The organism is Methanomicrobia archaeon (genome assembly GCA_016930255.1).
Classification (GTDB): Archaea; Halobacteriota; Syntropharchaeia; order Alkanophagales; family Methanospirareceae; genus JACGMN01.
In genome coordinates this window covers 1-10,077 of the sequence record JAFGHB010000075.1, presented here as the reverse complement: position 1 = coordinate 10,077, position 10,077 = coordinate 1, and the positions used below count along the sequence as shown (strand labels likewise).

16 protein-coding genes are annotated in these 10,077 nt (G+C 49.8%); 3 read left to right on the top strand and 13 right to left on the bottom strand.

Going from position 1 to position 10,077, the window contains the following annotated elements; genetic code table 11:
- The first annotated feature begins 151 nt into the window (after window positions 1–151).
- A complete protein-coding gene (locus JW878_10070) occupies window positions 152–760 on the top strand; it encodes a DUF3267 domain-containing protein (protein ID MBN1763399.1) in 609 nt (202 codons plus the stop codon).
- A gap of 88 nt (window positions 761–848) precedes the next feature.
- Here the strand turns inward: JW878_10070 and JW878_10065 are convergent, their stop codons facing one another.
- The 7 genes from JW878_10065 to JW878_10035 form a co-directional block, all read right to left on the bottom strand.
- Window positions 849–1,085 (bottom strand): DUF3796 domain-containing protein, encoded by a 237-nt coding sequence (locus JW878_10065; GenBank protein ID MBN1763398.1) that lies wholly within the window; start codon window positions 1,083–1,085, stop codon window positions 849–851.
- A 341-nt stretch (window positions 1,086–1,426) separates the two neighbouring features.
- On the bottom strand, window positions 1,427–1,900 hold the full coding sequence (locus JW878_10060) for a ribonuclease III family protein (protein ID MBN1763397.1): 474 nt from the start codon (window positions 1,898–1,900) through the stop codon (window positions 1,427–1,429).
- A gap of 75 nt (window positions 1,901–1,975) precedes the next feature.
- A complete protein-coding gene (locus JW878_10055) occupies window positions 1,976–2,128 on the bottom strand; it encodes a hypothetical protein (protein ID MBN1763396.1) in 153 nt (50 codons plus the stop codon).
- Window positions 2,129–2,301: 173 nt separating this feature from the next.
- Window positions 2,302–2,610 (bottom strand): ArsR family transcriptional regulator, encoded by a 309-nt coding sequence (locus JW878_10050; GenBank protein MBN1763395.1) that lies wholly within the window; start codon window positions 2,608–2,610, stop codon window positions 2,302–2,304.
- Window positions 2,611–2,742: 132 nt separating this feature from the next.
- Entirely contained in the window at window positions 2,743–3,045 is a 303-nt protein-coding gene (locus JW878_10045) for a winged helix-turn-helix transcriptional regulator (GenBank protein MBN1763394.1), read from the bottom strand.
- Between the two features lie 121 nt (window positions 3,046–3,166).
- Entirely contained in the window at window positions 3,167–4,033 is an 867-nt protein-coding gene (locus tag JW878_10040) for a PKD domain-containing protein (protein ID MBN1763393.1), read from the bottom strand.
- 57 nt (window positions 4,034–4,090) lie between these two features.
- On the bottom strand, window positions 4,091–4,384 hold the full coding sequence (locus tag JW878_10035) for a winged helix-turn-helix transcriptional regulator (GenBank protein ID MBN1763392.1): 294 nt from the start codon (window positions 4,382–4,384) through the stop codon (window positions 4,091–4,093).
- Between the two features lie 110 nt (window positions 4,385–4,494).
- Here JW878_10035 and JW878_10030 point away from each other — a divergent pair, with 110 nt between their 5' ends.
- Complete coding sequence (locus JW878_10030; GenBank protein ID MBN1763391.1) at window positions 4,495–5,550, top strand: endonuclease/exonuclease/phosphatase family protein; 1,056 nt, start codon at window positions 4,495–4,497, stop codon at window positions 5,548–5,550.
- A 172-nt stretch (window positions 5,551–5,722) separates the two neighbouring features.
- Here the strand turns inward: JW878_10030 and JW878_10025 are convergent, their stop codons facing one another.
- The 5 genes from JW878_10025 to JW878_10005 all read right to left on the bottom strand — a co-directional run bounded on the left by JW878_10025 (window position 5,723) and on the right by JW878_10005 (window position 8,163).
- Window positions 5,723–5,896, bottom strand: a complete 174-nt coding sequence (locus JW878_10025; GenBank protein ID MBN1763390.1) for a hypothetical protein — start codon at window positions 5,894–5,896, stop codon at window positions 5,723–5,725.
- Window positions 5,897–5,925: 29 nt separating this feature from the next.
- Window positions 5,926–7,041 (bottom strand): winged helix-turn-helix transcriptional regulator, encoded by a 1,116-nt coding sequence (locus JW878_10020; protein MBN1763389.1) that lies wholly within the window; start codon window positions 7,039–7,041, stop codon window positions 5,926–5,928.
- 41 nt (window positions 7,042–7,082) lie between these two features.
- Complete coding sequence (locus JW878_10015; protein ID MBN1763388.1) at window positions 7,083–7,427, bottom strand: hypothetical protein; 345 nt, start codon at window positions 7,425–7,427, stop codon at window positions 7,083–7,085.
- Window positions 7,428–7,609: 182 nt separating this feature from the next.
- On the bottom strand, window positions 7,610–7,894 hold the full coding sequence (locus tag JW878_10010) for a hypothetical protein (protein ID MBN1763387.1): 285 nt from the start codon (window positions 7,892–7,894) through the stop codon (window positions 7,610–7,612).
- Window positions 7,891–8,163 carry a hypothetical protein gene (locus tag JW878_10005; GenBank protein MBN1763386.1) on the bottom strand — a complete coding sequence of 91 codons (273 nt, stop codon included), beginning with the start codon at window positions 8,161–8,163 and terminating at the stop codon, window positions 7,891–7,893. Before JW878_10005 ends, JW878_10010 begins: the two co-directional genes overlap by 4 nt.
- Window positions 8,164–8,354: 191 nt before the next feature.
- Here JW878_10005 and JW878_10000 point away from each other — a divergent pair, with 191 nt between their 5' ends.
- Window positions 8,355–8,717, top strand: a complete 363-nt coding sequence (locus JW878_10000) for a hypothetical protein (GenBank protein ID MBN1763385.1) — start codon at window positions 8,355–8,357, stop codon at window positions 8,715–8,717.
- 57 nt (window positions 8,718–8,774) lie between these two features.
- On the opposite strand, the gene JW878_09995 is transcribed toward JW878_10000, so the two are convergent.
- The gene (locus tag JW878_09995) at window positions 8,775–9,923 is read right to left on the bottom strand and encodes a tyrosine-type recombinase/integrase (GenBank protein MBN1763384.1); all 1,149 of its coding nucleotides are present in this window, start codon (window positions 9,921–9,923) and stop codon (window positions 8,775–8,777) included.
- Between the last annotated feature and the right edge of the window lie 154 nt (window positions 9,924–10,077).

Here is a 10,077-nt window from a genome sequence, read left to right as displayed (position 1 = left end):
TAAAAAACCATAAAAAAGGCCCTTTGATGTTCCCTCTCCACGAAGAGCGGATTGTAAAAGTGTGTAGATGATGCCAAAGATAGATTATACCAAAAACAACACCTAGTTATTCCATCATTTCATCATTCACTACCAGAACGGAGGGAATATTATGCGCATCTTCACACGGCTACCACCGACCGACCCCGAGCGACTAAGTAATCTCCAGGATCGGGGGTGGGTTCGACTGAGAGAACCAAAGCGTCTCTTGATGGCTTTCCTCCTCTCCCTTCCGCTTATGGCCGTCACCGCCGCACTGACGCTCGGGATCTTTACGCTGTTCTCGGCGTTTTCGCTCGAAGACCTCGGGTTTGCCGGACCATCCTTCTCCCTCTCCTTCTCAATCAGCCTTCCCCTAATCCTCGGCATCCTCGCCGTCCTCGTTTGTCACGAGCTTTGCCACCTGCTCTTCATCCCGAACGTTCTTCGGTCCGACAGGACCGGTGTAGGGATTATAGCTTTCGGTGCATTTGTGTACACCGAAGAAGTGCTTTCGCGGTCACGCTTTCTTTTAATCACCATCTCACCCTTTGCCATCATCTCGGTCCTCGTCCCGATCGTCCTCGGCATCGCTGGCCTTCTGACCCCAGCCTTCTTCTTTCCGATACTCCTCAGCGCGATGGGTTCCTCTGTCGACCTCCTGACCGTGATTCTCGTGCTTACCCAGGTGCCGCCGGGCGCATCGCTCGTCAATAATGGGAGCGTTACCTGCTGGAAGTAGAGTAGTGGAATGCCACAAAATTTCAGCAAATTTCGCTACATCCTTCTTGAGATTTTATTTATCGCTTTTTAAAGAAGCGCTGAGTGTCCTATACTGCAATCAGTCCTAGAAGTCCGAGCAGTGCTATAACCAAACCAATTATCCCAAGGAGGCCCAGATATTTTAGTTCCTCTTTAAGATACCAGAACCACGTAAAAAAAGCAAACAGACAGAAGTTAAACAGCAACAATGGTTCATGTACTTTAAACGCCAGAAATCCTTGAAATCCTAAAAAACCCAGGAAGCCCAACCACCACAGTCTCTTCTTCTTTTCAGTTACGACCATTTTTTCATCATCTATAAAAGCTATCCAATTTTTTCATATAAAGCGCTTTGGTCATAGGTTCACCCATGCAAACCCCCCTTCGCATGTCGGGCTGGTGTTAGGTAGGATTGCTTGATCATCACGCGAAGGAGATCTTTAGCTGAGATCCTGTAGACGTCGAAGACTGCGCCAGAGTCGTCGGTGACGGTTCTGACGCACCGGGCCTTGTTCATCAGTCGATCGAACGCTTCCCGGTTCTCTTTCCGCTGCCCCTTCTGAAACCCTGCCAGTCATTGATCAGCGCTTCGAGCACGGTCCGGTAAGTAGCGACGGTTCTACCCATTCAAAACTCTCTCTTCAGCTCAGCCTTCACGTCCGCCAACAAGCTTTTCAACCTCTGGCCATTTCATAATCACTTCTTTCGTAACACAAAACCCTGCATCTCGATATATCGCCCCAATCAATGCCTCGAGAGTTTCTGCAAGATTACGGTTGTTATCATAGATTTTGTCGTGTTCTCTCTCGCTCTCATTCGTTATCATAAATTTGCCCATATAAAATACTCTACTTATACCTGCAAGTGTTTTCTCGTCCTCAATTTTCTTTTTTTCTTCAGTTATCGATCCACTGTTTTCAAATTTATCTACTAACAGATCAACTAATATTAATTTTAGTACTGCATCACCCAATGTGCAAAAAACTTCTTGACTTTGTATTTTATTGGTATCTGATGAACGCTGTTCATTTACCCATCCATTAGTTGTCAGAGCACGTTTCAACAATTCTTTATCCTTGAATGTGTACCCAATGGTTTTTTCCAGTTCTTTGCATTCCATTTGTATCAGCCCCTATTATTTTCCCCGAATTATCCTTACTTCGATAGCAGGGTAAATCTTGTTTCTTCCACCGCATCATTGCCGCCCACCTTCCGCTTTCGTCTTTTTGAAAACGATGTGTACATTATATGGTCGTCCTGATATACTAAAGCCGTTCTTCAGCTCCGCTTTCACTTTTGCGACCTTATCGGTGACCGTATACAAATTCAGTGCCGTTCCTCTCCGCATTAGTAGGATGAGGAGTTCATAATTGCTGTTAACGAACCCGCGTTCTTCTGCTGCTAGGAGATGAGACGCAACGAGCCTCCTCTTCGCACATCAGGCTCGGCTCAGCACGTCGATGTGTGCCAGCTGCTCTGCAAGCATCGCCATCGTCTTCCTCGACAAGCAGGTCTACACCACTAAAGCGCCCTTTTCAGCTCAGCCTTCACATCCGCGACCTTATCGGTGACCTTGTACACCCTCAGTGCCGTTACTCTCTGCTCTGGCTCTAGCAGAATTAGGAGTCCATAGTTGCTCTTCACGAATCCGTACTCTTGCAGTGCCATGAGATGATCTGCAACGAGCCCCCTCTTTTCGTCCAATGCCCTGCTCAGCGCGTCGATGGGCATCGGCCTTTTCGCAAGTAGCTCAACGATCCGGTGCCTCACAGGATGTTTGACGATGTGCGCATCTTCTAGAGGTTGGCCTTCTACCGTTTCTCTCCCCATAAATTTACCCCAATAATATTGGAAATTCACACATTATATAAAACTTAATCATGTAAATAACAATCTTCTAAATAGGCGTGGTAGCAAGCAACGAACGTGCAAAAAAAGCAGCTACCCTTAGGTGGATTTCACTCAAAGTGCCCTTTTGAGTTCTGCTATCACATCTGCGACCTTATCGGTGACCGTACATAACCTCAGTGCCTTCCACCTCGTTTTTGGGTCATCCGAGATCTCGTACTTGCACTTTACGAATCCAAAGTCCTCCAGAGTCCGCAGATGGAACGCCACGATCCGACTTGCGATTCCCATCGCGGTGCTGAGTGCGCTGATGTGCATCGGCTGCTCGGCAAGCAGCTTCACGATTCTGTAACGTGCGGGTTGCAGCAAGATGTAAGCATCTTGCAGAAGTTTCCCATCTAACCGTTCTCTTCCCATAGATCTCCACCAGGTGATATTAATTCGTATAACATAAAAATCACGTATGCTGATTATTAGGGATTTCGATCGAAACCCGCTACGAGCAGTCTGTATGGATCCAGAAAGAGGCCGTCCGCCCTTAACGCACTTTATTTCTCCTAAAAAAGCAAGTTAATACCAGTAGCGCTGCGACAGCTGATAGACCATCAAATCCTGAAACTTCAGGAGATGGTGAAGCTGTGGAGATGGAACCTGTAATATTAAGTGTTCTATCTTTTATGCCGATTCCACCCTTGGTGGTAGTTACAGTCAATTTTACTGTATAATTACCTGATGATGAATATGTATGACACACGGATTTACCATAGCCTTGGCTTCCATCACCGAAATCCCATTCATAAGAGGTCACGTTTCCCAACCAGCCTCCTTCCTCACAGGAGCCGTTTATTGTTATTATCTCCCCCGTGCTAAAGTTTTCAGCATCAAAATTGATAGATATGAGGGAAGGATTAATCTCGTTTCTTGTCTCAACGACAGGAGTTTCTGTATATATATTATCAATTTTTTGCAATAGTTCTAGTGCCTCTCCTGTTGCAGACCCTTCATCATTAATTGTAGGTCTGAATATCACGGTTTTATTTAAAGGCGTACAGAAAATTTTTAGAGAACTAATAGCTCCATCAAAAATATGGTATTCCCACTCATACCCATTGGTTTCCGATTCAATTGTAAATGTAGAGTGGTCTGGTAAGTTTTGAAACAAATATAGAAGATAATCAACATCGGCTTTTGATATATATCCCTCCTTAATTGTGACAGCTTTATACCAAGGAACATAATGCACTTGGTAACACTCAACCTTTCCGTTGCTGAATATCTTCATTTCATTTCCACCCTCAAATACACTGGCACTGGCTATGATGATGGGCTCTTGAACAGAAGTAGTTTCATATGCAGCACTAACTGGATCTGCTACAATAAGAAATACAGTTAGTATACAGAGCATGGAAAGGTTCAGTTCGCGCCTCATCTTTCTTTTGTTCTCCCGGTTAAAGTGAACATTTTAACCACTTTTCGCTTTCGCTGCCGCGACCTTATCAGTGACGGTGTATAACCTCAGAGCTATGCCTCTCTGCTCTAGCAGGAAAAAGATTTTGTACTTGCTCGTCACGAATCCGTGCTCTTGCAATGTACTAAGATGATACCCAACGAGCCCCCGCTCTTCACCTAACGCTCTACTCAGCGCGTTGATGTGCATCGGCTGCTCTGCGAGCAGCTCCACAATCTGGCACCTTACGGGGTGCTCGAAGATGTTAGCGTCTTCCAAAAGCTCGCTTTCGCGCGGTGATAATTTCATAGTGGTATCCCTAGTAGGGATGTTATTTTATAGACAATAATAAACTTTGCTATTGCTATTCTCCATCTCGACCGAAACCAGTATTAACGAGCAGCCCCGATAGAGGATTTATGGACCGGGGGCACCTCGCTGGTTTCGTTGTGGTAGCAGTTGTAGTTGTTGCGCTTGTCGCAGGCTGCGTCGATGAATTCCCGATACCCAGCTCAACACCTTCTACAACTCCAACAGCAACCCCGGCATCTACATCCACGCCTTCGCCCACACCTCTTTCACCTTCGCCCACCCCTTCTGCCGCACCATCTTCACTGTCGCCTTCGCCGTCGCCCTCGTCCATACCTTCTTCTTCACCATCGCCTTCGTCTGGCGGTGATCACGGCGAAGAAAAGGTTCGAATCGGCGCCTTCAACATCCAGACGTTCGGTCCGACCAAATCCTCCAAGCCGGAGGTGATGGATGTACTTGCAAGGATTGTCCGCACCTATGATATCGTGGCTATCCAGGAACTCCGGGACAAATCTCAGACCACGCTTCCGGCATTGATTGATCTTGTGAACGCAGATGGCTCGCGGTATGATTATGTGGTGAGTGAACGATTAGGCCGAACCGAGCATTACCGAGAGCAGTATGCGTACCTTTACAACACCCAGACCATCCAACTGGTTGGCACGCCGCAGACCTATCCGGAACCGGGAGGCACCGATCCGTTCCACCGAGAGCCGTACATCGCCTCGTTCAAGGCAGCTGGGGGCAACTTCGATGCGACGCTCATGGTTATTCATACGGATCCAGACGAGGCGACGGAAGAGATCAATGCGCTTGATGCCGTGGTGAGCTATGCGCGGAGCGCGTGCCCAGGTGAGCAGGACTTCATCGTGCTGGGCGATTTGAACGCCGATTGCTCGTATTTCGATGAAGATTCCGCTTCGACTTTGAGCGGTAGCGAGTATTACTGGTGCATTGACAACAACGTGGATACAACAACGAAGACCACCGATTGCACCTACGATCGCATTATAATAACGAATGCTGCGGTATCGGATTATACCGGCGATGCTGGTGTTTACAGATTTGATCAGAAATATGGATTAACTGTAGACGAGACCACCGTGGTGTCGGATCATTACCCCGTGTACGCGGAGTTTTGGTGTGTGGGAGATGAAGATTAATGCCACAAATAAGATGTATGCGATATGTTGTACGAGGGAAAGGTACAGATCGTGAGGAAAGAATTAAGCTGAAGAAACCGGTAAAATTATATTATGAGCCCAGATCGAAGCTATGGGTTACGATTCCAGAGTAACTCCCCTGCTTCGATGATAAAATTGGCTTAGCCTACCCTCAAGCCGGGCGGGTGTTGGGGTGAGATTGCAGGATCATCACACGCAGAAGATCTTTAGCTGAGATCCTGTAAACGTCGTAAACCGCGCCCGTGTCGTCAACGACCGTTCTGATGCGCCGCGCCTTTTTCCGGATCTCAGACCAGCACGCCTCGTGATTCGCATTCCGCATCATGCGAATGGTTTTTTTCGCCGGGATAATCACTACAATTTTTTCTTCACCCCGCTCGTTTGGAGCAGATCAGCGAGCGACGTTTGCGTGCTCTCGCGCGCGTCGCGCATCTCCGCTTCGAATTTCGCAAGTAGTTGATTCAGCTCCTGCACGCCTTGCCCGAGCTCACGGATGGCCTGGATATGCGTGCTGATATTCTCTGCGAACGCGATCTGATTCTGCGTGACGCCTGCGATCGCCGCGATGAGCTCATCAGTGGTCACCGGGCACTCTTTCAGCGAGTTGAAGAAGTTCTGCACCTTCGCATTATCAGAGACCGCGGTGCGCTGGTGCACCGTCTCCGCCTCGTGCAAATTGAACGAGTTATCGATCACAAACCAGAGCTTGCCTGCGTCCGGCTCGTGCACGTGCAGTCGCTTGCCTTCGTAATCGTACTGCTCTGCAAGCGCGTTCTTGACGAGCGCAAAGTGCTGTCGCGACACCTTGAATCGATATTCCTTCCCGAGTTTGAACGTGAAATCCGCATGAAGTGTTCGCTCGAGCTTCTTCACGAGCGCAATGAAGGTCATGAGCGCATACTTCTTCGCATCTTTCGCCGTCTCCGCGAAAAACGAGCTCTTCTCGTAGATGATCACCGACTTGTTCGTGAGCCACACCTTCCGGCCGCCCATCCAGATGCGTTGCCCGCCACCTGCGATCAAGAGCCGCTGGTAGTCGAGTCCGTGCTTCTTGAGGTATTCTTCACGCCGGCGGTTGTTCCAGTTCAGCAAACCCGGCGGCACCTTCAGCACGAATACGAATGCGTGCCCGCGAACGGAGTCAGACACCCCGAGGAATTTTAACTTCTGTGTAGTGTTGTCAAGAGTCACTTGGATTGTTTTTTTAACTTCTTTTCTGGGGGTGATCAGGGGTATGTCGTTGACTTCCCAAACGCCATAGCCTAGCTTTGTAACGAGCCCTGCCGCCTTGAGCTGGTTCAGATGGTACTGCAGCGCGGGCTTCGACATGCCGAGCTCCTGGGCGATTTGAGCAGGTCGTCGGCCGCTGCGGAGCTGCTGTAGCAGGGACAAGTTAAAATTTAACTTCGGGTCTTGTGCGGTGTCTTGTTTTTTAACTTCTTTGCGCGTGAGGTCGAAGGTGTCGCCCATGAAATCATCGAGAGCGGACTGCTACGTCTCGCGGAATCTTATTACTCATGACCTCTGATCAGACGGATATCTGCATCAGCTCCGAACCCTTCTTCTTCAAGATAATCATCGACCAGGCGTTTGAGATCCTCGACAATACCGTTGAACGTCACCGTTGCGAGCTGGGGCGCAGAGACCTCGATCAGGAGCTTTTTCGGAGGTTCGTGCTGCGCTTGAACGCGTTGTGCGCGCTGCACGTAGTCCTCCGCGCATTGGGTACAAATAAAGGCGGGCACGCCGCCGGAGATCTTCTTATGCGTCAGCTGCTTGGCGTCGCCACAGAGCGCGCAGCGATGACGGCGTGCCGCGATCTCGTGTTGCTCGTCTGCATTGAGAACAGTGATCACGCCACCGGCCCAAGCAAACGGGAACGTGGGGCCGGACCTATTGCTCCGCGGACAGCCCAAGAGTTATGGGGCGATAACTCAGCAGGCGAAACAAAGCGATGCTCAAAATGGGAGGTGAAACAAACGGTCCGCTTTGGCATGTCCGCTTTGGAGTAAGCCCGCACCCCGCTGCAGGATTCTTGTCACTCACCGCCTTCTGCATCACCACCCATCTCGTTCGCTTCCCGGGGCTGGCTCTCGGTGGTCTCGTCCACGAAGGGCAGCTGCATCTGCGGTGTGCGGAATTCGACGCTGTACTCTTCGCCTTCGATGAAGGGCAGTTTGTCGGGTTGCCCTTTCACCGTGATGATGAACACGTCGTTTTCTAACCTTACGGTGCGTTCCTCTGTCACCTCGCCGTCTTTTGTCGTCACAGTGTCCCGGATCGGCGAGCACCGCAGCGGTGCTCGTGCAACGATGTCTCTCATTCACCGATCAGCCCCTCCTCTATCGCAGCTTCTCTGAAGAACTCCGCAACCGTGCGCATCGGCTGGTCCAAAAGCGAAGGATCGTCGATGAACACTCGCCATTTCTCAACAAATTGTTTCAATTCCTGCCGCGATTCCGGACTTAGAGGTTTCTTAGACGGGGACTGGGTGTGTTCTGGAGTAGAACGAGATATGTGCCCCTCATCTAGCTCAGTTCCTACAATGCCCGGGTGTCTCATTGCTTCCGTTTCTTTCGGTTTGCATTCCATGGCAACAATGCCCTCCTTACCGTTGAAGTTTGCTGAACTTCAACAGGAACTACCTAGTGCGGGGCGAGTATATAAAACCAACACCAAATGGAATTATGGTATGTGAATGAAATAGTGTTTTGCTGTTGAACCGCAACATTTATAAACAGATAAAACTAACTGGTAAACCAGAGTATACAGGAGGTGGAAGGATGAAAGATGGGGCAGAAGACAGGGGCGAAAGCGCCGAACCTAAAAGAAGAAGAACGGGGGAGGTTAAGGACACGTTTTCAATTTCCCTGGCTTCACGGATGAAGGAACGGCTCGATAAAGAGGTGGATGAGGGACTCTGGGATAGTCGCTCGCAGGCGATCAGCTATTATATCCATCGCGGAGTCCAGTCAGAGGACTACGCGCGCGAGTATGCGAATCGGCAGCTTTTGTTGCTCGATGAGATAAGGAGAACTGATGAGGAAGGAATCGCTATGCTACACTCCTTTTTGGTGATGCTAAAAAAGCCGAAGTTCCGGCGGCTGCTGCAGGAGATAGATGAAAGTTTGGCGCAAAAAAAGTAGGAGAGTTGTACTTTTGCTCTTACACTTCCGCAGTGGTAGTTGAGTAAGCACTGATGATTATTCAGTCTTAAAGAACGCCTTAAACTGTGCCACCTTCTCTGGATTCTTCGCAAGCGAATCCATCATATCGAGTAAGAACTCTTTGCTACGTGCCTCAAGGTCAAGCACTTCATCCACCGCGAGCGGTTTACGGCAGTTTATGCAGATGCGTGCACCCGCGGTGTTCACGGTGCGGCAATGCGGACACTCCTGCATCTTCAGCTTGATCGGCTCGTCGTCACGCTTATCCTCCAACCCGTACATCTTGAGCAAGTCTCCATCGAGGTCACGGCCCGACATGTGCACGTAGATCGACGGCATCCTCGAACCCTGCACCCAGCCTAAATATTCCTCCATCTGCGATTCCGTCAACCGCGAGGCGAGATGCGTTGATCGCGAATGCCTGAAGTTGTGCGGGTTCACCTTCTTCTTGATCCCCGCTCGCTTCGCAATCTCTCGCAGTTGCTCGCGCAGCGCCGGATATCCCAGTGCCTTACCATCCTTCTTTATCCAGACCGGTGCCAGTCGATCCTCGCGCTGCGGATGCGCCTCCAGCCATTGCGATAGATACGGCGTCGACCAGATGAGCCGAACGCGCCGCATGCCGGTTTTGCCCTCTACCATCGCAATCGCACCATAACGATCGAAATCCACATCCTTCATGCGCAGCCCGCCGATCTCGCTTATCCGGAACCCACCCTCGTACAGGCATGCAACGAACGCCTTGTCGCGTAAACTCCGCGCACTGTCGATCAACCGCGATATCTCCCCTTCATTAAGGATCTCATCCGGGAGCTTACGCGGCTTCGATGTTTTGATCCATACAACCTCCTTCTCCTTGCCCAACCAGATCATGAAGGCCTTCAAGATCACCCGATAATCGTGTTTCGTCCAGCCGCTCATCCCGCTACGTTCAATGTTCGATACTATCTCCATTACGTCCTCGCGGGTAAGCGAAGCATAAGTTCGCCCGTCCAGGTATCGTTCGGCGATAAGCATCAGGCTCCGCAAATACTTATCCTGCCGTAACAACCCGATACTTTGAGCCGCTGTCTTGTAGTGTACAAAATCCTTTATCAGCGCGCGGTCTTCTTCTGTAATTAATGCCCTCTCAAGCCGATGGAAGGCCAACTCCAATCGCCGCTGATGCCCATGTATATCGCCCACGACCTAACATTTAAATAGAGGGGGGATTTAAAGTTTTCTGTGAAAGCCCTCCAGCGGCTCTCATCATGCAACGATGCCACAAAAAGAGGACGCTCAGACGATTATACCCAAGGAGCATAACTTCAGCGAGTGGTACAGTGAGATTCTGATGCGT

Coding starts and splice junctions, on each gene's coding strand:
- JW878_10070 (MBN1763399.1), top strand. CDS start 152: ATGCGCATCTTCACACGGCTACCACCGACCGACCCCGAGCGACTAAGT.
- JW878_10065 (MBN1763398.1), bottom strand. CDS start 1,085: ATGGTCGTAACTGAAAAGAAGAAGAGACTGTGGTGGTTGGGCTTCCTG.
- JW878_10060 (MBN1763397.1), bottom strand. CDS start 1,900: ATGGAATGCAAAGAACTGGAAAAAACCATTGGGTACACATTCAAGGAT.
- JW878_10055 (MBN1763396.1), bottom strand. CDS start 2,128: ATGCGGAGAGGAACGGCACTGAATTTGTATACGGTCACCGATAAGGTC.
- JW878_10050 (MBN1763395.1), bottom strand. CDS start 2,610: ATGGGGAGAGAAACGGTAGAAGGCCAACCTCTAGAAGATGCGCACATC.
- JW878_10045 (MBN1763394.1), bottom strand. CDS start 3,045: ATGGGAAGAGAACGGTTAGATGGGAAACTTCTGCAAGATGCTTACATC.
- JW878_10040 (MBN1763393.1), bottom strand. CDS start 4,033: ATGCTCTGTATACTAACTGTATTTCTTATTGTAGCAGATCCAGTTAGT.
- JW878_10035 (MBN1763392.1), bottom strand. CDS start 4,384: ATGAAATTATCACCGCGCGAAAGCGAGCTTTTGGAAGACGCTAACATC.
- JW878_10030 (MBN1763391.1), top strand. CDS start 4,495: ATGGACCGGGGGCACCTCGCTGGTTTCGTTGTGGTAGCAGTTGTAGTT.
- JW878_10025 (MBN1763390.1), bottom strand. CDS start 5,896: ATGATGCGGAATGCGAATCACGAGGCGTGCTGGTCTGAGATCCGGAAA.
- JW878_10020 (MBN1763389.1), bottom strand. CDS start 7,041: ATGGGCGACACCTTCGACCTCACGCGCAAAGAAGTTAAAAAACAAGAC.
- JW878_10010 (MBN1763387.1), bottom strand. CDS start 7,894: ATGAGAGACATCGTTGCACGAGCACCGCTGCGGTGCTCGCCGATCCGG.
- JW878_10005 (MBN1763386.1), bottom strand. CDS start 8,163: ATGGAATGCAAACCGAAAGAAACGGAAGCAATGAGACACCCGGGCATT.
- JW878_10000 (MBN1763385.1), top strand. CDS start 8,355: ATGAAAGATGGGGCAGAAGACAGGGGCGAAAGCGCCGAACCTAAAAGA.